This is a genomic window from Bradyrhizobium sp. CCBAU 53421 (genome assembly GCF_015291625.1).
GTDB lineage: Bacteria > Pseudomonadota > Alphaproteobacteria > Rhizobiales > Xanthobacteraceae > Bradyrhizobium.
On record NZ_CP030047.1, the window covers coordinates 8,801,067 to 8,821,095 of the forward strand.

Below are 20,029 nucleotides of genomic sequence, written 5' to 3' on the forward strand. Positions count from 1 at the left end.
ACAGCGCAAGCCATGATGTGCCACATGCCGGCGTCCATGGCGATGCCGGCCGGGCGCCGGGCCTCGCGGAAGGTCGCGCCAGTCGGCCGGAGTGTGAGCTGACAATGAAGGCCGCGCCGCGCAAATCGTTGGGTATCGAGCTCATGCGGGCGGAAGCGGAGAAGCCCGCGCGGCGCCGGCGCCTGAGCACGACCCAGAAGCTGGCATTGCAGGAAGCGCTCGCCGGACGCCTGCAGCTCTACCCGCGCGGATATGCCGCGAGCAAGACCGGGCCGTTCCACTCGCGGCGCGCCATCCTCGGACTGGTGCGCGCCGGCCTGATGAGCCTCAGCGCGACCGCGCGCTATGCGGCCGTAACCAGACGCGCTCGGGACATGTACGCGGCGCCGACAACCGGCGAGAGCGAGTAATCGCAGGTCATCGGCACTGCGCATCTCGGGCCGACGCTTAGTCCGGCTGGGGCGCGCCCCAGCTTGCCGTCACGTTGCCGCCGAGCCTCGGATTGTTAAACGGCCTTCGCGAGCGGATAATTGGCGGCAAGCGCTGATCGTGAAATCGGGCGTAATACGGTTCCATCCATGCAAGGTCTCCCTGAAACGTCCAAGGGAAAACCTGCTGCGGAACGTTGGTGAGAGCGCCGAAGCTGCGCTCGTCCTGCACCGCGCGAACGATCGGGTCGGCGAGCCGATGGATCGCTCCATTATTCTCCGCGTAGAGATCGATCTTCCGGCGGCTGGCGAGCTCGGCGCAGAACACCAGCGGAATCAGCGCAAAGTTGTGGTAATGCAGCGCGCGCTCGCCGCGCTTCAGCTCGCGTTGCAATTCGCCGTGAGCCCCGATGTCCCCGATACCCTGACGCGCCCGGGAAATGCCGGCATCGATCAGATCGCTCCGATCCGTCAGAGTGCCGATCGACATCAGATCGAGCCCAGCCCAATAGACCAGATTGTTGCCGAGGTGGTTGATGCGATCGGCATCGCGGGTTTCCTCGGCAATCCGGATCAGCCACGGCTTGATCTGCTGGAATCGATGGTCGGCCTTCGTCGACGCAACAGGGAAGCGCAGCAGCGCCAATGCGAAATCGGTCCCGGCCCAGGAGCGTTCGAAATCGCCCTGGTAGCTCGCGCCGATCGTCAGCAGCGCATCTCCCCTCGCCCAGCTTGCGAGCAGGTTCAGCACGCAATCCTGGTCGTGTTCATCGGCGGCCTTGTTGACCTGCGCAATGAACGCATGCAGGGGCTTGATCGCCTCCGCGTAACCGCCGGCATCCTGGTAGAAGCCGGGCGGATCGACCGACGCCAGCGCCGGCGGCGCCTCGCAGGTCCGGGCCGCAGCAGGCTGCCCGAGGCAAGGGAGGGCGATCGACACGCTGATCGTCGTGAAACCAATCCAACGCTTCATGGAGAGAACTTCGCGAGCCACCGCGGGGGGACGAGACGCCACATCGCGGGCGCAAGCGCAGTCATCGGCAATCACGCGCAAGAAGACAACAAAACCTAATGTGATGCGCTCAAGAGTCGGGTTCAGGCGCGGTTCAGCTTTGAAGCTTCGTCCGGCAAGGCGCTGCGACGACGCCCACGATCACGGGAATATGAAGCTAGACTGCGAAGGCAATCTTTACAGTTTATCTTCATATCTGCTAGTGTCACTGACATGAACAATGCAGCGGCACGTACCGGCTCGGCGCGCACATCCGCGCTGGCCGAAGACCTTCGCCTGTTGATCGGAACGCTGAAGCGCCGGCTGCGCGAGCAGGGCCAGCGTGAAGATCTTCCGCCGTCCCAGGTCGCGGTGCTGCTGCGGCTCGAGAAGAATGGCCCCGCGACCGTGTCGAGCTTGGCGCGGTCGGAAGGCATGCGGCCGCAGTCGATGAGCTCGGCGATAGCGGCGCTCGAGGCCGCGGGCCTGGTCCGCGGCGCGCCCGATCCGGACGACGGCCGCCAGACCATCATGTCGCTCACCGATAGCTGCCGCGAGCGGCTGCGCACCGGCCGCGCCGCGCGGCAGGACTGGCTGTCGCGCACCATCGCCGCACGGCTGTCGGCGCGGGAACAGGATGAACTCGCCGCCGCCGTGGGCCTGCTGAAGCGGCTGGTCACGGACTAACGCCGGCCGCGCCGCGCCAATCGCAAGAATAAGGAGACGATGATGGCTCTGACGACGCTCGATCCGATCACCGCTCTCATTGTCGTCGATCTGCAAACAGGACTCGTCGGCGCCCCCTTCGTCCATCCGTTCGAAGGCATCGTCGCGCGCGCCCGCGCCCTCCTCGATGCGTTTCGACAGCGTGGACTGCCGATCGCGCTGGTCAATGTCGACGGCACGGCACCAGGACGAACCGAGCGGCCACGCCACAACGGACAATTTCCCGACGGCTGGACCGACCTGATTCCAGAGCTCGACCGGCAGCCAGGCGACATCATCGTCACCAAGCGGACATGGGGCGCGTTCGCCAGCACCGATCTCGAGGATCAGCTGCGCGCCCGCGGCGTTACCCATGTCGTGATCGCCGGCGTTGCGACCGGCACCGGCGTCGAATCGACGGCACGGCAGGCCTACGAAGCCGGCTTCAACGTCACACTCGCGATCGACGCCATGACCGATGCGCGCCCGCACGCACATGACTACAGCATCGAACAGGTATTCCCGCGGCTCGGCGAAACCGGCTCGACGCAGGCGATCATCGACCTGCTTGAAAGGACCAACGCACATGAACTGGCTTGACCTCGTCGCCTACTTCTTCGGCGGCGCCTTCCTCACCAACGCGATCCCGCATGTCGTCGCCGGCATGATGGGCGAGCCATTCCAGAGTCCGTTCGCCAAGCCGCCGGGCGAGGGCCTGTCGTCATCGACCGTCAACATCGTGTGGGGCTTCTTCAACCTCGCGGTCGGATATCTGCTGGTTTGCCACGTCGGCGACTTCGGCCTGAAGACCACCGGCGACGTCGCAGCACTCGGCCTCGGCGGCCTCTCGATCGGCCTGTTCCTGGCGCGGCGGTTCGGACGGTTTCACGGCGGGAATGACCCGCAGAGAACATGAGACGCGTCTTTCGATCACTCGCAAGCTTCAACTATCGGGTCTGGGCGGCCGGCGCGCTGGTGTCCAACATCGGCACCTGGATGCAGCGTGCCGCCCAGGACTGGCTCGTTCTCACCCAGCTGACGCAGCATAGCGCATCCGCCGTCGGCATCGTGATGGCGCTGCAATTCGGGCCACAGCTATTGTTGATGCCGTGGAGCGGCTTTGCCGCCGATCATTTCAACCAGCGCAAGCTCTTGATGGCGACCCAGGCGACGATGGGCGCGCTCGCCCTCGCCCTCGGAATTCTCACCGTCACGGGACTGGTGCAGCTCTGGCACGTCTATGTGTTCGCCTTCCTGTTCGGCTGCAGCGCCGCGCTCGACGCGCCGGTGCGCCAGACCTTCGTCGCCGAGCTGGTCAGCGACACCAACCTGTCGAACGCGATCGCGCTGAATTCGACCTCGTTCAATGCCGCGCGCATGATCGGCCCCGCCGTCGCCGGCCTCATCATTGCCTCCGTCGGCACCGGCTGGGCGTTCCTGTTCAACGGCGCGTCGTTCCTGGCGGTGCTGACCTCGCTGACCTTGCTGCGCACCTCGGAGCTGCGCCCGAACGCGCGGGCCCATCCCACCAAGGGCAGCGTCATGCAGGGCTTCCATTATGTCTGGTCCCGCCCGGACCTCCGCGCGACACTGATCATGCTGTTCCTGATCGGGACCTTCGGACTGAACTTTCCGATCTTCATCTCCACCATGGCGGTCGGCGTGTTCCACACCGATGCGCGCGGCTTCGGCCTGCTGTCGTCGATGATGGCGCTTGGCACGATGTCGGGCGCACTGCTGGCCGCGAGCCGCGACCAGCCGCGGTTCTCGTCCCTGATGCTGGGATCGGCGATCTTCGGCCTCGGCTGCACGCTCGCCGCCCTGGCGCCCAACTATTGGCTGTTCGCCGCCGCGCTGGTCGTGATCGGCGTCGCCGCGCTAACCGTCGCCAACACCTCGAACGCGCTGATGCAGCTCTCGACCGAGCCCGCGATGCGCGGCCGCGTGATGGCGCTGCGGCTCGGCGTGGCGCTCGGCGGCACGCCGATCGGCGCACCGATCGTCGGCTGGGTCGCCGATCACCTCGGCCCGCGCTGGGCACTCGGCATCGGCGCCGCCGCCGGCTTCGCCGCCGCGATCGTTGCCCTCGGCATGCTATCGCGGGCAACCGCCGAAGCCGGACATGACAGCGGACATGGCAGCCTGCCGCCGGCGGAGTGACCTTAGCGATGCAGCGCCTCAGACGAAGGCGCTCAATCCCGTGATCGACTTGCCAACGATCAGGGTATTCATCTCGCGGGTGCCCTCATAGGAGTAGATCGCCTCGGCATCGGCGACAAAGCGGCCGACATGGTTCTCGAGCAGGATGCCGTTGCCGCCGAGCAGCTCGCGCGCATAGCCGACAGTCTCGCGGCATTTGACGGTACAGAACGCCTTCGCCAGCGAGGCGTGCTCGTCCAGCATCACGCCCTCGTCCTGCATCTGCCCGAGCCGCAACATCATCGCCTGGGTCGCGGTGACGTTGCCGAGCATCCGGACCAGCAGATCCTGCACCAGCTGGAAGCCGCCGATCGGCTTGCCGAACTGCTGCCGCTCGGTCGCATAGCGCAGCGCATGCTCATAGGCGCCCATCGCGCAGCCGACGGCAAACCACGCCACGCCGGTGCGGGTCATGCGCAGTACCTTGGCGGTGTCCTTGAAGGAATTGGCGTTCTGCAACCGGTCCGCCTCGGGCACGCGGCAGTCCTTCAGGGTGATCAGGCCGTTCTGCACCACGCGCAGCGCCATCTTGGTCTTGATCTTCTCGACCGAGAAGCCGGGATTGTCCTTGGCCACGACAAAGCCCTTGACCTGGTTGGAGCCCTCCTCACGCGCCCAGATCACGTTGAGGTCGGCGAAGGTGGCATTCCCGATCCATTTCTTCTGGCCGTTGAGGAGCCAGACGTCGCCCTCGCGCCGGCAGGTCGTCAGCATCCCGCCCGACGTCGCCGAGCCGACCAGCGGCTCCGTCAGACCAAATGAGCCGATCTTCTCGAAGCGCATCATCGCCGGCAGCCAGCGCTGCTTCTGCGCCTCGTCGCCGCACAGATAGATCGAGCCCGCCGACAGCCCGGTGTGCACGCCCCAGAAGGTCGCGACCGAGGAATCGACCCGCGCCAATTCCATCGCGACAAAGCCGTTCAGCAGCCAGCTGCCGCCGGCCGCGCCATAGCCCTGATAGCCGACGCCGCCGATGCCGATCTCGGCCATCTTTGGGATGATCGCGAACGGAAATTCGTCGCGACCCCAGTATTCCTCGATCACAGGCGCGACGACGCCCTCGGTGAACTCGCGCACGCGCCGCACCAGCGCGCGCTCCTTGTCGTTGAGGACGCTGGCAATCCCGTAGAAATCGCCGTTGATCGGCGGCGGCGCGTAATCCGGCCTGGCCGCCCGTGTCGCCTGCGCGTTAGCCATGGTGTCCTCCCTGATGCATGGCGATGCTTCGCCGTTGTCCCGCGTTCCCGGCAGAGCCCACGCTCCGCCGGGATTCGTCCCACCGTGACGTCAGGTCGGCTTGTTCGGACGGACGCTGGCGCGGAACTCCTCGAAATTCTCCTTCATCCGATCCTGGATGATCTTCACCGCTTCCGTGGTCGACTGCCGCGCCGTCGATGCGCTGTCCTGCGCGCCCTTGACCGCGATATCGAACACCTTGCGCGCGAATTCGGTTTGCAAGGCGAGGTTCTCGTGAATCTTGCCGAGCGGCTTGTACTCGCGCGCCAAGGTCGAGGCCTCGCGCAAGCCCGCCTCAATCACCTCGCGTTGCTTCTGAGCCACCGATTGCGCGCCTTGCGCCGCAACCTTCGCGCTCTGGCCGAGCGCCTCGAGGTTCTTCCGCTGCGCCTGCAGCAATTCATCCACGTTCAGCTTCGGCAGGCCGAGATCACTGCCGAACTTCCGGAGCATGTCGATGTAAGAGGTATTGTCGGTCACGATATCCTCCCTGGTTGCTGTGTTTTAAGGCTTCTGGCGTCCGCCTCCGGACGTTGGAACGAGATCCCTGAAGTAGCTCGTGGTTCGCGAGAGCAGCGATGACGACACGGCCTGACGGCTCTCGTCGGCGAGAAACGCTTCGATCAGGCCGGCGGTTTCCTTTGGCCGCGTCACCATGAACAGGTGCCCGTCGTCGATCAGGCGCAGCTCGGCGTTAGGGATCAGGCCAGCCATGATGTGACCGTTGACCGGCGGCACCAGCGGGTCGTCGCTGCCCATCAGGATCAGGGTCGGTTGCGGCAACGACCACAGCCAGGGCAGGCTGCTCCAGCCGGTCATCGCCAGCAGCTGATAGAAGTAACCCATGCTGCGCGCGCCGTGCATCGCGGCGGCATGCCGGCCGATCAACGACGGATCGTCGCGAAACGCCCCGCCGTAGATATCGGCGGCGATCGTCTTCATGTAGCCCTTGTCGGTGTAGCGGCGCGGCGTCGCCATCTTCCACAGCACCGAGGGACTAGCCGGCACCATGGTGAAGCCGGGTGCGGTCGCGGCCAGCACCAAGCGGCGGCAGCGCTTCGGAAACTGATGCGCGAATTGCTGCGCGATACCGCCGCCCCAGGACACCCCGGCGACGTCGACCTCGGCGTAGCCCAGCTCCGCAACGAGCTCGGCGGCAAGCCGCGCCAAGGTCGACGGACGATACGGCCACGCCGGCCGCGGCGACCCGCCGACGCCGGGCACGTCGAAGATGATCGCGGTGGTGCCGGTGAGCGCGTCGAGGAACGGCTTCGCCAGCTCCCAATTGGCGCCGATGCCGTTGAACAGCAGAAGCGGCGGCCCGTTGCCGTCGCCGTGCCGGATCGCGACCTGAAGCAGCTGGCCGTCGATCGTGATCTGCCGCGTCTCGATCGTGCCGCGCTGCGCCACCATCGCCGGCGCGGCCTCGCCACTGCTGGTGAGATCGTCAGTCAAAGACGTAGGTCCCCGGTGCCGCGCCAAGGGATGGATAGCGAGCGCTGCCGAGCGTGGCAGGTGCCGGCACCTCGTCGCCCGAGCGGGCCTGTAGCCAGTCGCGCCAGTCGAGCCACCAGCTGCCCTTGCGCTTCTCGGCCGAGGCCATGAACGCATCGGGCTTGTCGTCGGAGATCGGCCCGATCATGAAGGACGCCTTCGGATTGCTCGGCGGATTGAGCAGGCTCTGCAGATGTCCGCTGTTCGACAGCACGAAGGTGGTGCCTTCACCCATGATCTGGGCGGTCTTGTAGACGCCCTTCCACGGCGTGATGTGGTCGGTCACCCCTGCGACGACGTAGCTGTCGGCCTTGACCTTGCTCATGTCGATCGTCTTGTCGTTGAGCTTAAGCTTGCCGGCGTTGACGAACGGGTTGGAGAAATAGAGATCGAGATAATCGCCGTGCAGCGCCGCCGGCAGGCGGGTCGTGTCGGCGTTCCAATAGAGAATGTCGAACGCCGGCGGCTGGTTGCCGAGCAGATAGTTGTTGACCCAGTAGTTCCAGATCAGGTCGTTGGGCCGCATCCAGGCGAACATCCGCGCCAGGTCGTGGCCGTCGACGATGCCGCGCAACTGCGAGGTCGCCTTGGCCGCGCGCATGGTCTCCGGCGTCATCAGGCAGCCGAACGCACTCTCTTCGGCCGAGTTGGGATCGAGCAGGCAGACCGCCAGAACCAAATTCTTGATCTTCTTCTCGGCGGCGCTGCCCAGCGTCGCGAAATAGGCGGTCGAGGTGATGCCGCCGGAGCAAGACCCCATCATCGAGATGTCTTCGCTGCCGGAGATCTCGCGCGCCGCATCGACGGCTTCGTCGAGCGCCGCGACATAGGTGTCGAGCCCCCAGTCGCGGTGCGCCGCGGTCGGGTTGCGCCAGCTCACCGCGAAGACCTGGATGCCGCTCTCCAGCAGGAAGCGAACCATGCTCTTGTCCGGCGAGAGATCGAGCGCGTAGTACTTGTTGATCTGCGGCGGCGTGATCAGCAGCGGCCGCTTCCTGACCGTCGGCGTGGTCGGGGTGTACTGGATCAGCTCGAGCAATTCGTTGCGGAAGATCACCGCCCCCGGCGTGGTCGCGAGGTTCTCGCCGACCTTGAAGGCGTTCATGTCGACCATCGACGGCATGCCGCGATTCTGCGTCAGGTCGCCGATATAGTTCTTCAGCCCGCTCCACAGGCTCTGTCCGCCGGTATCGATGAACTTGCGGACCGCCGCCGGGTTGGTGAGCATGGTGTTGGTCGGCGCGACCGCATCGATCAGGATGTCCGTGATCAGATGCGCGCGCTGCTTGTCGATGTCGCTGAGGCTGGTCTTGTCGACCAGACCGTTCACCGCCTCGCCCCACGCCAGATAGGCCTTGAGCAGGCCGGAGTGCAGCGAGCTCTCCTTCCAGGTCGGATCGGCAAACCGCTTGTCGCCGGCCTTCGGCGCCCGCTCGGACTTGCCGGCGGCAATCGAGCCGAGCTCGCTGACGAACGACAGCCACTGCTCGGTCGCGACCTTCGGCTCGTTGATGACCGCCTTGAACAGGATCCCGGCCCCCTCGACGAGATCCTGGCCCTGGATGCCGACCAACGGATTGAGTGCCAGCGTATTCCTGGATGCCGCCTCGGACATGTCGGATGCCGAGGAATCCGGACTGCGATTTTCCGTGCTCATTGCTTGGCTCCCGCTGCGGGAATCAGAAGCGCCAGCGTCTCGGCGATCAGCGCCGGCTTCTCCGATCCTTCGACCTCCAGCGTGTTCAGGGTCTTCATGATCACCTGGCCACCGTCCCTCGGCTCGATGCCGGACAGCACGACCCGCAGCCGCACCCGCGCGCCCGCTGGCACCGGCGCCAGGAAACGGACCTTGTCGACGCCGTAGTTCAGCCCGGCGGCGGCATCGCGCGGAATGATGCCGACCTGCATCGCCAGCGGCGCCACCATCGCCAGCGTCAGGTAACCATGCGCGATCGGGCCGCGGAACGGGCTCTCGCGCTTGGCGCGTTCGACGTCGACGTGGATCCATTGATGATCGCCGGTGCAGGACGCAAAATTGTCGATGCGCTGCTGGTCGATCGCGACCCAGTCGGAAAGCCCGAGCTCCTTTCCGACGTGTTCGCCGAGGCCGGCCAGGGTGAGGTTGCTCATGATGTCGTCCTCCTCGATCCGTTCTTGGCTGTGCCGGACCGTCACATGTCGCCGTACTGCTCGCGCAGCTCCTTCTTGTTGATCTTGCCGACGCTGGTCTTGGGAATGCTGTCGATGAACAGGATCTTGCCGGGGATGCCGTATTTCGAGATCACGCCCTTGTCGGCGAACACCTTGAGATGGTCCTTGATGGCCTCGTCGCTGAGGTCGTCGGCGCCGGCCGGCTTCTTGACCACGAGCGCGAGCGGCCGCTCGCCCCATTTGTCGTCCTTGACGCCGATCACCGCGGCCTCGGCCACGCCGGCGCATTGCGAGATCAGATCCTCAATCTGCAGCGAGGACACCCATTCGCCGCCGGTCTTGATCACGTCCTTGATCCGGTCGGTGATGTGGACGTAGCCGCCCGGGGTGACCACGGCGATATCGCTGGTGTGCAGATAGCCGCCCTCCCAGAGCTGCTCCGAGCCTTCGGGATTGTTGAAGTAGCCCTGGGTGAGCCACGGCGCCCGCAGCACGATCTCGCCGGCGGACTTGCCGTCATGCGGCACGTCCTTCATGTCGGGATCGACGATGCGCAGATCGACCAGCGGGCCGGCCATGCCCGCGCGGGTGCGGAATTCGACCTCGCCGTCGGGATCGCCGCTGAGATCCCTGGACTGGACATGGGAGACCGCGGCAAGCGGACCGGTCTCCGACATGCCGTAGCCTGCGAAGATGTCGATGCCGGCCTCCATCGCCTGCTTGGCCAGCGCCTTCGGCAACGCCGAGCCGCCGATCACCATCTTGAGGCCGTTGAGATCGACCTTGGCGGCGGCGGCGGCATTGAGCAGCATCTGCAGGATGGTCGGCACGCCGTGGGTGAAGGTGACGCCTTCGCTCTTGATCAGCTTGACCAGCATCGCCGGCTCGTAGCGGCCGGGATAGACCTGCTTGGTGCCGGCCAGCGTCGCCGACCACGGGAAGCCCCATGCGTGGACGTGGAACATCGGCGTGATCGGCATGTAGACATCGTCGCGCGAGAAGCGGCCCTGCGAGCCGGCCATGCCGAACAGCGCGAGACCGGCGATCGTGTGCAGCACGAGCTGGCGGTGGCTGTAATAGACGCCCTTGGGCAGACCGGTGGTCCCGGTGGTGTAGAAGGTGGTGGCCTGGGTGTTCTCGTCGAAATCGGGAAAGTCGTAATCGGGTGAAGCTGCCGCAAGCAGGCTCTCATACTCGCCGATGAAGGGCAGGCTGCCGGTCTGCGGCGACGGCTTGTCCGAGATCACGATCATCCGCTTGACCTTGGGCAACTGCGCCTTGATGCCTTCGAGCAATCCGACGAATTCGTCGTTGACCAGCAGCGTCGATGCGCCGGCGTGATCGATCGTGTAGGCGATCTGCTCCGGCGACAGGCGGACATTCACCGTCTGCAGCACGGCGCCCATCATCGGGATCGCGAAGAACGCTTCGAGGAAGCGATGGCTGTCCCATTCGAGCACGCCGACGGTGTCGCCGGGCTCGACGCCTGCCTTGCTGAGCGCCGAGGCGAGGCGGCCGATCCGCTCTCTGGTCTGTCGATAGGTCTGGCGCTTGAGATCGCGATAGACGATCTCCTGATCCGGCGCCTGCACGCGCGGCGTGTGCCAAAGCTGCTTGAAGATGAGCGGATAGTGATAGGCGGATTGGGCAGTCTGAATCAGCCTTCCAACCATGGAAGCCTCCCTCGACCTGGCATGTCCTCCGACCGTTGCGTCCGCAGTTCTAAGGCGAGCGGATCGCGTGGCCTGCCGTCCTCATGTCGCAACGGTCTGACCGCGTGACATTACGACCAAGCCTCGCGTGGCGCCCGAGATTTGTGAAGGTCCGAAACGGACATCAGCGGGGTCTCAACCGGACAATGCGCGCTCATCAATGGCGACTGTCTTGCTGCTACGCAGCAAGAGCGACCCATTGATAAGTCTCGATAACTCTTGGGTTATGGCGCGAACCGGCTATGTTCCAAGGGCTTGCGAACGGAAATCCGCTCGGGCCAGGTTTGCGGCGCACTGCTTCCCGATCGAAGGAAAGGCTGGTTCATTTTGCAACCAACCACGCGACTGAAGAGGCCTGCGGGCTCCCGCAACGACATCCTGACCGTCGGCACCGGCGACAAGGTCTATGAGACGACCAAGCTTGGCGCCGTGTTCGACATGCTGGCCGGCGCCGGCGTCCCTGCCGACGCCATCCTGCGCGACACCAAGATTCCGCTCGCCGACGTCCACTCGCCGCAGGCGCGGATTTCGCTGACGCAGTTGATGACGGTTTGTCAAAACGCACTGCGCCTGTCGACCGACCGTCATTTGCCGTATCGCATCGGCGCATCGATCCACATCTCGACATACGGAATGTACGGCTATGCGCTGCTGTGCTGCCCGGACTTTCGCAAGGCAATGGAATTCGCGATGCGCTACCACGCGCTCGCCGCGCCGCTGGCTGCGATCGAATTCACCGAGGACAAGGCCCATGCGAGATGGACCATCGAGCCCAATCTGCACGCGCTGGCCGATTCCGCGCTTTACCGGTTCGTCGCCGAGATGCAGATCGGCATCCATATTTCGCTGATGCGCGACATCATGGGGCCGGGCTTCGCTCCCCATGAAATCACCCTCGCCTATCCGCAAGCGCAGGACTTCGAGCTTCCGCCCGATCATGTCGGTTGCCCGGTGCGCTTCGATCAGCCCGCCAACCAGATCGTCTTCAAGGCGCAATGGCTGGACCGGAGCGCGGACCTCGGTAACAAGACGACGTATCCGACCATCGTCGCGCTGTGCGACAACCTGCTCGGCGACTTGAGACTACGGACCGGCGTTGCCGGAAAAATCCGCGCCATCCTGCTTCGCGACATCGCCAATCCCCCGACGTTCGAAGCGATCGCAAAGCTGCTCGGCGTGAACGAGCGGTCGTTGCGCCGTCAGCTTCGTCAGCAGGGCTTTTCCTTTCGGGGGCTGCACGATGAGCTGCGGACCCAGATCGCGCTGAAATATCTCCGCAACACGACGCTCGCCAATGAAGATATCGCATTGGCGCTCGGCTTCAGCGACGCGGCAAATTTCAGGCGCGCGTTCCACCGCTGGACCAACAAGGCCCCGAGCGATATCCGCGGCGAGTAGCATTCGCCCGCTGTACGTTTTCAGGGCGCCTTCCCTAAAAAGCGTAGGAGTTCGCGTTAGGTTGTACCGTCAGCCGGAAAGCGATGTCGGTCGAACCGTCCATCCTCTCGAGGACTTCACTGCAAACCAGGCATCGAAACTCGCCCGCCGGGCCGCCCTTCGACGTCAGTTCGATCCGGCGATAGCCGGCTTGGTATTTTGGACACGTCACATCGGATTTGCGCATGAAGTCAGCAAGCGGTTGAGAATCAGTAAGCGGTTGCCGTCTTCATTTTCCCATACGCCACCATCGGAAATGTGACGAGTCACATCTCCAAGATCGAGCATCATTGGACATCGACGATCGTCACCGACGTCCGACCGGCGATGTGTAGACCGGCGCGGCCGGACGATAGGGAAAGGCCGAGACCCCGAAGTTACGGCCATATTGCTGCTGCACCGCCGGGACGTTGACCACGCCCACCTTGAGATCCTGCGATTTCGCGTCGATCGGCGGCGTGTTGGTCACGGGCGGATTGACCTGATCGACCTGCTTCCTCAATCGCTCATTGATACAGCCAAGCGAGGCCGCATCGCCGCAACGCTCGGCGGGCGCGACGCCGCCACCTCTCGCCGCAGCCCGACCGGTGCCGCCACTGGTGTCGCGGTTGAGGTTGAGCGCTGGCGGCGGTGTGCCGACGACAATTTCCGGCAGCGGCGTGTGCTGCTGCGTCTGCGCTTCCGCCTGCATCGCCGACAATCCGGCGACGGCGACCGCCAACATGATCACTTTCATCGGTGCTGCTCCTTGCAGAACCAGAACTGTTTCAAACGATAGGAAGCCAAGGGCAGATATCAAGCGAGGACAGGCAACGATGTGAACGAGAGAGGCGCGGCGTTGCTATTTCCCTCCCCGGGCCTGGATCACAAGCGCGTTGAGCCGTGTGTTGAGCGCGACGAGATCGACGCGGCCGATGCGTCCGCCGCCGAGGCATTTGCGGCCGCATCCGCCGCTACCACCACCCCCGGCGCGCCCCGGTTCGCCGAAGGTCGCGACCGGCACGGTTCCCGTCACCCGGAAGCCGCGCGCAAATAGCCGGGCGCGCACCGCCACGCAATAATTCACCGACAGATATGAGAAGCGGGTCTCGCCATGGCCTGCGCGGTACTTCATGACCGCGGTGCACAGGTCGCCGCCGGCAAGGCGCCACGCCTGCGCAAGATACATGACACCGAAGTGAATATTGTTTTCGGGAATCGCGAGTTCGGCAAGCGAACCGGAGAAGCCGAGCATGCGCGCGGTCGACGGCAGGAGCTGCATCAGTCCGATTTCGCCGACGCCGCCGATCACGTCGGGATTGTAGCCGCTCTCCACACCCATCACCGCCTCGGCGATCTCGGGCGCGAGCCCACTTCCCGCCGCCTCCTTCTCGATCAGCGCGCGATAGCGCATGCGCGCGTCCGAAACCGCGGGCTGGCCCACGGGCGGAGGCGGAAGGGTTTTCGTGCCGACATCCTTCGCCGCATCCTTTGCCGGCGCGGCTGGCTTCGTCGCGGTCTCGGCTGGTGGCCTTGCCGTCGCGTCGGCTGACGGTTCGGCCGCCTCGACCGCGGCAAAGCGCGTGCTGAACGACGGCGCCGGCGTCGCTTCCTCCGCGTGAGCGGACTGGGCGAGACATAGTGCGAGCGCGAGGCCAGCGGCTCCGATGCAGCCGCCCCGACGACGCGCAGGATCGAGCAGCTTCCGCCAACGGCTGAAGCTGCTCGCCTTCGTCGTGGAGGAACCGTCATTCATGGCTGTTTGCGGCCCCGATCGTCGCGCGTCCGCACGACTACTGGATCGTGGGAGTTGTCCCCGCTTCCGCGGCGCGCTCATGCGACGGCTGCTGGGCCGGTGCAGCGGGCTGCGGCGCAGCCGCGGCGCCATTCCGCGCGACGATCTTCGGCAGCTCCTCGCGCAGATAGGCGATCAGCTCCTGAACCAGCCGGTCCCAGACCTCGATCTGGGCCCGCACGAAGTTCGGCGCAACGCCGCCGGCCACCGAGAGATCGAGGCAGAACATCAGGAACGGCTGGCTGAACTGCAGCCGCCCGAACCGCCGCGTCGTGTTCCAGCGATTAACGAGGTCGAGCGGCAGCTCGCCCTGCACCTGAAGCGTGGTGACCAGCGTGGCGTCGACGAAATCCTGCTCGTCGCCGACCAGCTGGTTTCCCGGCCGGATCTCGAAGCCGAGCCCCGCCGTCGCCGAGCGCAGATAGGTCGTGTTGGCGACCGGATCGGTCAGCGTTTCGACGCGATAGCCGACACTCTGGAAGCTGTCGCGCAATCCGTCGATGGTGAGCCTGGTGATGATCTCGGACATTCTGGTCTCCGTATTACTTCTTCGACGCGTCGAGCAGGCTCGACAGTGCAAGTTCGTTGAGGACGGGCGGATGCTGCTTCAGCAGCTCGGCAAGATAGGCCCGCCGCATCATGTTCGACCGCTCGGAGCGGATCTGCAGCACCAGCTGGTCGCGCACTTCCGGCAAGGTGCGCGTATAGGACGCCTTGGTGTCGATCAGCTTGATGATGTGCCAGCCGTCGTCGAGCTTGATCGGCTCGGACATGCTGTTCTTGGCGAGCCCCATCACCTGGTTGCGGATCTCCGGGCGGATCTGGCTCTCGGCGACCCAGCCGAGGTCGCCGGCATCCTTGGCGGCGTTGTTGTCGCCGCGCGCGATCGCCGCGAAATCGGCTCCCGGCGCCTTCAGCTTGCGCTGCACGTCGTCGAGCTCCTGCTTCGCCTTGTCCTCGGCGGCCTTGTCGCCCTCCTTCGGAGCGGCGATGAAGATTTGCGCAAGCTGGAATTGCCGCGGCATCAGGAATGCGGCGCGATTGGCCTCATAGACCTTCTGCAAATCGTCTTCGCTCGGAAAGTTCGCCGGCGGCGTCGACACCGATTGCAGATAGAGCTCGACCACCGCGCCCTCGCGCGCCCGCTCGAGCTGCGCGGCGACGGCGGGTTGCTGATCCCACTTCTTCGCCACCGCCTCCTGCAGCACGAGGCGGTTGGCGAGCAACAGGCGGACCGCCTGGCTGAGCATGGCCGGATCCTTGGCCAGCGCGGCCTGCTCGCGCGGCGCGAGGGCTGCGACATAGCTGCGGAGATCATCGGCCGAGATGTTGGTGTCGCCGACGCGCGCGATGACGTTCTCGGGCGCGGTGACGGGCTTCGGCGCGGCTGCGACGGGAGCCGGCGCCGGCGTGGCGGCGGCTTGCGCCTGCGTCGCGGGCTGCGGCGCCGGCTTCCTGACCGGAGCCTGCACCGTCCGCGGCGCGGGAGCCTGCGCCTGGGCGGGCGCTTGTGCCGACGCATCGATCGGTGCAACGAAAGTTGCCAAGGCAGCGGTCATTCCGGCGGCGAGACCGATCGACCGGAGCGGCTTTGCGATGAGGGCGGTCGTCATGGGTTCACCTTCTGATCGAGGAATTTGTCCTGGCTTTCCTGCAGCTGATTCTGGATTTCGACCCGGCGCTGCTGGATCATCGGCTCGCGCGACACCACGATCTCGCCGATGGTCAGGTCCTTGTAGCGCTGCACCATCTCCTTGCCGGCCTTGATCAGCTGGGTGTTCTTGGCGACGCAGCTCTTGGTGCTTGCCTTGTACGCCGTCGCCTCACCTTCGAACTTGGCGCGCTCGGCGTCCTTGGTGCGGGCAACGGTGGCCGCCTCCTCATAGGCCGACTTCCACTTCTCCAGCGTCTCGTCGCGTTCGGCGAGCCGTTGATTGAACTCGTCGACGGCGTCGCGATGTTCCTTGTCGGCCTTCTTCAGCTGCGCTTTGAGGTCGTCGACCTCCTTCTTGGCCGCCGCTTTTTCGCGATCGGCGTCGGCGATCTTGGCCTGCATGGCCGTGCGCTGGTCTTCCAGCGCACGGGTCTGCGCCGTCGCGCTGCGTAGCGCTTCGCGCAGACGATCGGTCTCGGACTGGGCGGATGCGGTGCCGGAGCTCAATGCTCCGATCACCATCATCAGGACGAAGAGTGCGATGCGCATGATCAGAACTTCGCGTTGAGGTCGACTTGCAGGACGTCGACGGCATAGGGATTGCCGGCGATGCTGTTGGCGCTCATCCAGCGCAAGGTCGCCCAGACATTGTCGCCGAGACCGATGTTGCCGCCGACGAAATAGCCTTTGAGGTTGGTGCCGCCGAGACCGAAGTCGGAGTCTGCGAATGCATCGATGGTGGCATCCGATTCCAGGTATTTGTAGCCGGCGTGGACGTTCCAATCCCAGAGATGCTTGATCTCCCTGTCGCCGACGGTGACACGGCCGAGCCAGCCCTGATTGCCGCCGTTGAACGCGCCGGGCGTGGTGCCGCCATCCGGGCTCGGCCCGCGGTTGTTCACCGCCGCGGCGTTCATGAGGGAACGGCTGAACGCGGTGTTGTTGACGTATTCGCCATCGAGAACGATGTGGGTCGGATGGAAGTGTCCGAGATCGAGCTGTCCGCTGACCACCACCGGGCGATACTGGCTGACCAGTCCGAAATACTGGTACTTGAAGCTGGTGCCGCCATTGTTGCCCGTGCCAGGGGGATCGGGGATGATGTTACGCAGCGCGAAATAGCTGTTTCCCTTCTGCGCAAAGGACGGCCGGGTCAGATCGGTATCGCAAACGTCGGATGCAACCTCGACGATGCAGGGACTGGAGAGCTGGCCCTGCACATTGTCGAAGTCGTAGTAGGCGACGCCGAACCGGAACGCATATTCCGGACTGAAGCGCGCATTGAAACCGACCTGGCCTCCGAACAGCCACTTGTTGTGGCTCGCGAACTTGGTTGGCGGCGTCGTCAGGTTGATTCCGGCGTTGAAATCGGTGTTGTAGATCGGGAATGCGCCGGCCACCGCGAATGGCGTGAAGCCTTCCCACACCTCGTGCTTGGCCTGAACGGCAAAGCCGTCGAATCCAAGTTCGCGGTACCAGACCAGATCGGTCGGCGACCAGAACGGATTGTCGAAACGGCCCGCGGAGATTCTCAGGTCGTCGCCCCAGGTCTGCCAGTTGATGTAACCGCGATCCAGCCAGACGCCATATTTCGAGAAGTTGCCCCCGCTGCTACCAAGCGTCTGGTTGGTCGACACCGGCGAGTTGTTCTCGCCAGACGCAATGCGCAGGCCGGCCGTGAACCCGTATAGCAAGTCCGCTTCCATGCCGAGGCGGCCGCGGAACCGGAACTGGTTGCGGTCCTGCAGGGCATCATAAGTCGGCGCGGAATAAGGGTTCGAGATGGACGAAAGGTCGTAGGGCGAACCGGTATTGATGGCGTTGAAATTGATGGCGCCGGCCTGGTCGTTGCCGGTCGGGAAATAGTTGCCCTGATAGCGCACGCGCGCATCGCCGTAGAAGCGGATGCGCTGCGCCCATTCCGGGTAGGTTCCGGGCGACGCCCAGTTTTCTTTCTGCGCCTTGGCCATCACCTCCTGCTTAATCTCTTCCCGTAACTGTCTTTTGACGACTTCGGGAACGTAGGTGACGTGCCGCGTGCCGGGCGGCTGCGCCGCCGCAGCGGCGGCGGTTGCCGCCTTGGTGGCGTCGTCGGCCTTGGTCGTGGCGTCCTTGGCGGCCTGGCGGGAGACATAGGCCTCGTCCTCGGCCTGCTTGATCAGCGCCTGGGCCTGCTCCTCCTTGAGGACACCCTGCTGCACCAGAAGATTGACGAGGTTGACGGTGGCATTCGACGATGTCGGCTTGGCGCTCGACACCTTCGGCTTCTTGGCATCGGTCCGCTTCGCCGCGGCGGCGGGACCTTGCTCGGCGGCCTGGTCCGCGGTCTGGCCCACGGCCGGCGTTGCGCAGGCCAGCGCGCTCAGCGACACCGCAAGCGGCAACGCGCGCCATTCTGCGTGAGCTCGTTTCTTAAACATCAGTCCCCCAGTTCTCACTCGCACATTGAATTTCGAAGTTGGTCGTTCGTCAGTTGGTCTCGTCAGCTCGGCCGGCGTGCGGTGACCCGCGTGACCACCGGCATCGGCATGTCCTTGGGCGGCGGCTCGCGCAGCGTCAGGCTGCCGATCACCTCGTTGCGAAGCGCCGCATCAATCTCCGGATTGCCTGACGACGGCGTCAGGACGACGCGGGTGACGTGGCCGGAGCCATCCACCCACAGCCGCACCTGGATCTGCGCCGCCATGTTGCGGGTCTTCGAATTGGCGCGGATCGCCGCCTCGACCTGCGAGGTGATGATCGTGGTGTACCAACCCCAGCGGCTGCCACCGCCGCCGCCTCCGCCATACGGGTTGCCGCCGGGCTTGCCGCCGAGATTGAACAGATCGCCGGGTCCGGTCGGCTTGGCATCGAGCGACAGCGGGCCGGGCGGCTCGTCGTTCTTGGCATCCTTGGCCGGCTCGTCCTTCGGCTTGTCGACCGGCTTCTCTTCCTTGAACTCGGGCTCCGCCATCTTGGGCTGCTCGATCATCTTCTGCTCGGGCTGCGGCTGTGGCGGCGGAGGCGGAGGTGGCGGCGGCAGCGTCACATTGACGATGGTGAGATCGCGCACCTGTCGCGGCGGCGGCAGATCGTCGTGACCGAGGAAGAAGTAGACGATGCCGCCAAGGAACAGCGCGACGACCGCCACCACCGCGCCGTAACGCAGCAGCGCGCTGCGATCGCCCTTCCGGGCGGCCGTGTTGCGGGCAGCCGTCGGCGGCGCCGCAGCTGTTGCGGGCGCGACGGCGACATCGTGATCGTCGGCCGGCGGCGCGGCACGCGCGTTCTGGTCACGCATCGGCGCGTTCATGGCGCGGCCTCCACCGAGGTGCGGTCGAGCAACCGGTCGTTGACATATTGCGTGACGAAGCTCGCGAGCGCGTCGAAGTCGGTGGTCTTCAGGATGACCTCGGTGTCGGGGCCCGCTTCGATCGCAGCCTGAAAGGTGTCAATCTCGCTCAGATAATCCACATAGGCCGCGGCATCGATCGAAAGCCGGGTCCACTGACTTCGCGAGATCGTGAGCCGCAGCGGATTATGAGCGAGCTCGCGGCCCGCGACGTAGCGGCGCAGCACATCCGCGAGCTTGACCAGCAGCGCCTCGCCATGAACCGGAAATGCCAACACCTCGCCGCGCTGTTCCGCGCGCATGTCCGCGGCGACCGTTACCACACGTAACTCGGCGGCAATCTCGTTGCGGATCGGTACCCGAGAGGCGGGCTCGGTAGGCGTGACATCCACGGCACCGCAGCCATGATCGAATGACCGCATCATGCCGCTCAGCCACGACCGCAGCGTCCTGCGCTCGGTCAGCGGGAAAGGTGATGGCTGCGTGATCATGGCGTCGCCTCCCGGCCGGCTCACTTCACGAGCGGCTTGGTGGCGAGCCCGACCTGGCTCAGCCCGATGCGGCTGAGCAGATCGAACACGTCCATCACGCTCTGGTACTGCGCCTGCGCGTCGCCGCGCAGCACCACGGGAAACTCCGGCGTCAGCGCCTTCTGCTGAATCAGCCGCTGCTCGAGCTCGGGCAGCGTGACCGGTATGGTGTCGAGGAAGATCTTGCCGTCATTGGCGACCGTGATCGCCTTGGTGGTTTGGGTCGCAAGGCTCGGCGCCGCCGAGGCCTTCGGCAGATTGACCTTCTGGCCCTGCACGGTCGCCGTCGTCATGATGATGAAGATCACCAGCAGCACGTAGGCGAGATCGAGCATCGGCGTGATGTTGATGTCGTCATAGGGCTTGGAGTCGGCCTGGATCTGCATC

General features: G+C 65.1%; 23 protein-coding genes. 7 read left to right on the forward strand and 16 right to left on the reverse strand.

Going from position 1 to position 20,029, the window contains the following annotated elements; genetic code table 11:
* Nucleotides 1-104: 104 nt before the first annotated feature.
* The gene (locus XH92_RS40700; RefSeq protein ID WP_246788087.1) at nucleotides 105-410 is read left to right on the forward strand and encodes a hypothetical protein; all 306 of its coding nucleotides are present in this window, start codon (nucleotides 105-107) and stop codon (nucleotides 408-410) included.
* A 37-nt stretch (nucleotides 411-447) separates the two neighbouring features.
* Here XH92_RS40700 and XH92_RS40705 read toward each other — a convergent pair whose 3' ends face one another.
* Nucleotides 448-1,401: an alginate lyase family protein gene (locus tag XH92_RS40705; RefSeq protein ID WP_194457049.1), complete on the reverse strand. Its 954-nt coding sequence runs from the start codon at nucleotides 1,399-1,401 to the stop codon at nucleotides 448-450.
* A gap of 252 nt (nucleotides 1,402-1,653) precedes the next feature.
* On the opposite strand from XH92_RS40705, the gene XH92_RS40710 reads away from it, so the two are divergent.
* Genes XH92_RS40710 through XH92_RS40725 form a run of 4 tightly spaced genes read left to right on the forward strand, consistent with a single transcriptional unit; the run spans nucleotide 1,654 to nucleotide 4,284 of the window.
* Complete coding sequence (locus XH92_RS40710) at nucleotides 1,654-2,106, forward strand: MarR family winged helix-turn-helix transcriptional regulator (protein WP_194457050.1); 453 nt, start codon at nucleotides 1,654-1,656, stop codon at nucleotides 2,104-2,106.
* A gap of 42 nt (nucleotides 2,107-2,148) precedes the next feature.
* On the forward strand, nucleotides 2,149-2,724 hold the full coding sequence (locus XH92_RS40715; RefSeq protein ID WP_194457051.1) for a cysteine hydrolase family protein: 576 nt from the start codon (nucleotides 2,149-2,151) through the stop codon (nucleotides 2,722-2,724).
* Entirely contained in the window at nucleotides 2,711-3,040 is a 330-nt protein-coding gene (locus XH92_RS40720; RefSeq protein ID WP_194457052.1) for a hypothetical protein, read from the forward strand. Before XH92_RS40715 ends, XH92_RS40720 begins: the two co-directional genes overlap by 14 nt.
* Nucleotides 3,037-4,284 (forward strand): MFS transporter, encoded by a 1,248-nt coding sequence (locus tag XH92_RS40725; RefSeq protein WP_194457053.1) that lies wholly within the window; start codon nucleotides 3,037-3,039, stop codon nucleotides 4,282-4,284. The genes XH92_RS40720 and XH92_RS40725 overlap by 4 nt, the downstream gene beginning before the upstream one ends.
* 18 nt (nucleotides 4,285-4,302) lie before the next feature.
* Here the strand turns inward: XH92_RS40725 and XH92_RS40730 are convergent, their stop codons facing one another.
* The 6 genes from XH92_RS40730 to XH92_RS40755 all read right to left on the reverse strand — a co-directional run bounded on the left by XH92_RS40730 (nucleotide 4,303) and on the right by XH92_RS40755 (nucleotide 10,877).
* A complete protein-coding gene (locus XH92_RS40730) occupies nucleotides 4,303-5,520 on the reverse strand; it encodes an acyl-CoA dehydrogenase family protein (protein WP_194457054.1) in 1,218 nt (405 codons plus the stop codon).
* Nucleotides 5,521-5,610: 90 nt separating this feature from the next.
* On the reverse strand, nucleotides 5,611-6,039 hold the full coding sequence (locus tag XH92_RS40735; RefSeq protein ID WP_194457055.1) for a phasin family protein: 429 nt from the start codon (nucleotides 6,037-6,039) through the stop codon (nucleotides 5,611-5,613).
* A gap of 24 nt (nucleotides 6,040-6,063) precedes the next feature.
* Nucleotides 6,064-7,014 carry a poly(3-hydroxyalkanoate) depolymerase gene (phaZ, locus tag XH92_RS40740; RefSeq protein ID WP_246788089.1) on the reverse strand — a complete coding sequence of 317 codons (951 nt, stop codon included), beginning with the start codon at nucleotides 7,012-7,014 and terminating at the stop codon, nucleotides 6,064-6,066.
* On the reverse strand, nucleotides 7,007-8,710 hold the full coding sequence (locus XH92_RS40745; RefSeq protein WP_194457056.1) for an alpha/beta fold hydrolase: 1,704 nt from the start codon (nucleotides 8,708-8,710) through the stop codon (nucleotides 7,007-7,009). Before XH92_RS40745 ends, phaZ begins: the two co-directional genes overlap by 8 nt.
* Nucleotides 8,707-9,183 (reverse strand): MaoC family dehydratase, encoded by a 477-nt coding sequence (locus tag XH92_RS40750; RefSeq protein WP_194457057.1) that lies wholly within the window; start codon nucleotides 9,181-9,183, stop codon nucleotides 8,707-8,709. The genes XH92_RS40745 and XH92_RS40750 overlap by 4 nt, the downstream gene beginning before the upstream one ends.
* A 41-nt stretch (nucleotides 9,184-9,224) precedes the next feature.
* On the reverse strand, nucleotides 9,225-10,877 hold the full coding sequence (locus tag XH92_RS40755) for a fatty acid--CoA ligase (protein ID WP_194457058.1): 1,653 nt from the start codon (nucleotides 10,875-10,877) through the stop codon (nucleotides 9,225-9,227).
* Nucleotides 10,878-11,243: 366 nt separating this feature from the next.
* On the opposite strand from XH92_RS40755, the gene XH92_RS40760 reads away from it, so the two are divergent.
* Entirely contained in the window at nucleotides 11,244-12,314 is a 1,071-nt protein-coding gene (locus XH92_RS40760; RefSeq protein ID WP_194457059.1) for an AraC family transcriptional regulator, read from the forward strand.
* Between the two features lie 346 nt (nucleotides 12,315-12,660).
* On the opposite strand, the gene XH92_RS43535 is transcribed toward XH92_RS40760, so the two are convergent.
* Both XH92_RS43535 and XH92_RS40770 read right to left on the reverse strand, forming a co-directional pair.
* A complete protein-coding gene (locus XH92_RS43535; RefSeq protein ID WP_246788091.1) occupies nucleotides 12,661-13,089 on the reverse strand; it encodes a hypothetical protein in 429 nt (142 codons plus the stop codon).
* Between the two features lie 105 nt (nucleotides 13,090-13,194).
* Nucleotides 13,195-13,746: a lytic transglycosylase domain-containing protein gene (locus XH92_RS40770; protein ID WP_371817900.1), complete on the reverse strand. Its 552-nt coding sequence runs from the start codon at nucleotides 13,744-13,746 to the stop codon at nucleotides 13,195-13,197.
* A gap of 52 nt (nucleotides 13,747-13,798) precedes the next feature.
* Here XH92_RS40770 and XH92_RS44195 point away from each other — a divergent pair, with 52 nt between their 5' ends.
* Entirely contained in the window at nucleotides 13,799-13,954 is a 156-nt protein-coding gene (locus XH92_RS44195; RefSeq protein ID WP_371817901.1) for a hypothetical protein, read from the forward strand.
* Nucleotides 13,955-14,125: 171 nt separating this feature from the next.
* On the opposite strand, the gene XH92_RS40775 is transcribed toward XH92_RS44195, so the two are convergent.
* The 7 genes from XH92_RS40775 to XH92_RS40805 all read right to left on the reverse strand — a co-directional run bounded on the left by XH92_RS40775 (nucleotide 14,126) and on the right by XH92_RS40805 (nucleotide 20,028).
* Nucleotides 14,126-14,656 carry a YbjN domain-containing protein gene (locus tag XH92_RS40775; RefSeq protein ID WP_194457061.1) on the reverse strand — a complete coding sequence of 177 codons (531 nt, stop codon included), beginning with the start codon at nucleotides 14,654-14,656 and terminating at the stop codon, nucleotides 14,126-14,128.
* Nucleotides 14,657-14,669: 13 nt separating this feature from the next.
* On the reverse strand, nucleotides 14,670-15,740 hold the full coding sequence (locus XH92_RS40780) for a peptidylprolyl isomerase (protein ID WP_246788093.1): 1,071 nt from the start codon (nucleotides 15,738-15,740) through the stop codon (nucleotides 14,670-14,672).
* Nucleotides 15,737-16,330, reverse strand: coding sequence for a hypothetical protein (locus XH92_RS40785; protein WP_194457062.1), 594 nt, complete (start codon nucleotides 16,328-16,330; stop codon nucleotides 15,737-15,739). The genes XH92_RS40780 and XH92_RS40785 overlap by 4 nt, the downstream gene beginning before the upstream one ends.
* A gap of 2 nt (nucleotides 16,331-16,332) precedes the next feature.
* The gene (locus XH92_RS40790) at nucleotides 16,333-18,201 is read right to left on the reverse strand and encodes a putative porin (RefSeq protein WP_194457063.1); all 1,869 of its coding nucleotides are present in this window, start codon (nucleotides 18,199-18,201) and stop codon (nucleotides 16,333-16,335) included.
* A 62-nt stretch (nucleotides 18,202-18,263) separates the two neighbouring features.
* A complete protein-coding gene (locus XH92_RS40795) occupies nucleotides 18,264-19,073 on the reverse strand; it encodes a TonB C-terminal domain-containing protein (protein ID WP_246788095.1) in 810 nt (269 codons plus the stop codon).
* Nucleotides 19,070-19,603, reverse strand: coding sequence for a hypothetical protein (locus tag XH92_RS43540; protein ID WP_246788097.1), 534 nt, complete (start codon nucleotides 19,601-19,603; stop codon nucleotides 19,070-19,072). Before XH92_RS43540 ends, XH92_RS40795 begins: the two co-directional genes overlap by 4 nt.
* Nucleotides 19,604-19,623: 20 nt before the next feature.
* The gene (locus tag XH92_RS40805) at nucleotides 19,624-20,028 is read right to left on the reverse strand and encodes a biopolymer transporter ExbD (RefSeq protein WP_021079532.1); all 405 of its coding nucleotides are present in this window, start codon (nucleotides 20,026-20,028) and stop codon (nucleotides 19,624-19,626) included.
* Nucleotide 20,029: the final 1 nt, after the last annotated feature.

Bases quoted from the DNA above. Each gene is read 5' to 3' on its own strand.
- XH92_RS40700 (WP_246788087.1), top strand. From the start codon at position 105: ATGAAGGCCGCGCCGCGCAAATCGTTGGGTATCGAGCTCATGCGGGCG.
- XH92_RS40705 (WP_194457049.1), bottom strand. From the start codon at position 1,401: ATGAAGCGTTGGATTGGTTTCACGACGATCAGCGTGTCGATCGCCCTC.
- XH92_RS40710 (WP_194457050.1), top strand. From the start codon at position 1,654: ATGAACAATGCAGCGGCACGTACCGGCTCGGCGCGCACATCCGCGCTG.
- XH92_RS40715 (WP_194457051.1), top strand. From the start codon at position 2,149: ATGGCTCTGACGACGCTCGATCCGATCACCGCTCTCATTGTCGTCGAT.
- XH92_RS40720 (WP_194457052.1), top strand. From the start codon at position 2,711: ATGAACTGGCTTGACCTCGTCGCCTACTTCTTCGGCGGCGCCTTCCTC.
- XH92_RS40725 (WP_194457053.1), top strand. From the start codon at position 3,037: ATGAGACGCGTCTTTCGATCACTCGCAAGCTTCAACTATCGGGTCTGG.
- XH92_RS40730 (WP_194457054.1), bottom strand. From the start codon at position 5,520: ATGGCTAACGCGCAGGCGACACGGGCGGCCAGGCCGGATTACGCGCCG.
- XH92_RS40745 (WP_194457056.1), bottom strand. From the start codon at position 8,710: ATGAGCACGGAAAATCGCAGTCCGGATTCCTCGGCATCCGACATGTCC.
- XH92_RS40750 (WP_194457057.1), bottom strand. From the start codon at position 9,183: ATGAGCAACCTCACCCTGGCCGGCCTCGGCGAACACGTCGGAAAGGAG.
- XH92_RS40755 (WP_194457058.1), bottom strand. From the start codon at position 10,877: ATGGTTGGAAGGCTGATTCAGACTGCCCAATCCGCCTATCACTATCCG.
- XH92_RS43535 (WP_246788091.1), bottom strand. From the start codon at position 13,089: ATGAAAGTGATCATGTTGGCGGTCGCCGTCGCCGGATTGTCGGCGATG.
- XH92_RS40770 (WP_371817900.1), bottom strand. From the start codon at position 13,746: ATGCGCTATCGCGCGCTGATCGAGAAGGAGGCGGCGGGAAGTGGGCTC.
- XH92_RS40775 (WP_194457061.1), bottom strand. From the start codon at position 14,656: ATGTCCGAGATCATCACCAGGCTCACCATCGACGGATTGCGCGACAGC.
- XH92_RS40780 (WP_246788093.1), bottom strand. From the start codon at position 15,740: ATGACGACCGCCCTCATCGCAAAGCCGCTCCGGTCGATCGGTCTCGCC.
- XH92_RS40785 (WP_194457062.1), bottom strand. From the start codon at position 16,330: ATGCGCATCGCACTCTTCGTCCTGATGATGGTGATCGGAGCATTGAGC.
- XH92_RS40790 (WP_194457063.1), bottom strand. From the start codon at position 18,201: ATGTTTAAGAAACGAGCTCACGCAGAATGGCGCGCGTTGCCGCTTGCG.
- XH92_RS40795 (WP_246788095.1), bottom strand. From the start codon at position 19,073: ATGAACGCGCCGATGCGTGACCAGAACGCGCGTGCCGCGCCGCCGGCC.
- XH92_RS43540 (WP_246788097.1), bottom strand. From the start codon at position 19,603: ATGATCACGCAGCCATCACCTTTCCCGCTGACCGAGCGCAGGACGCTG.
- XH92_RS40805 (WP_021079532.1), bottom strand. From the start codon at position 20,028: ATGCAGATCCAGGCCGACTCCAAGCCCTATGACGACATCAACATCACG.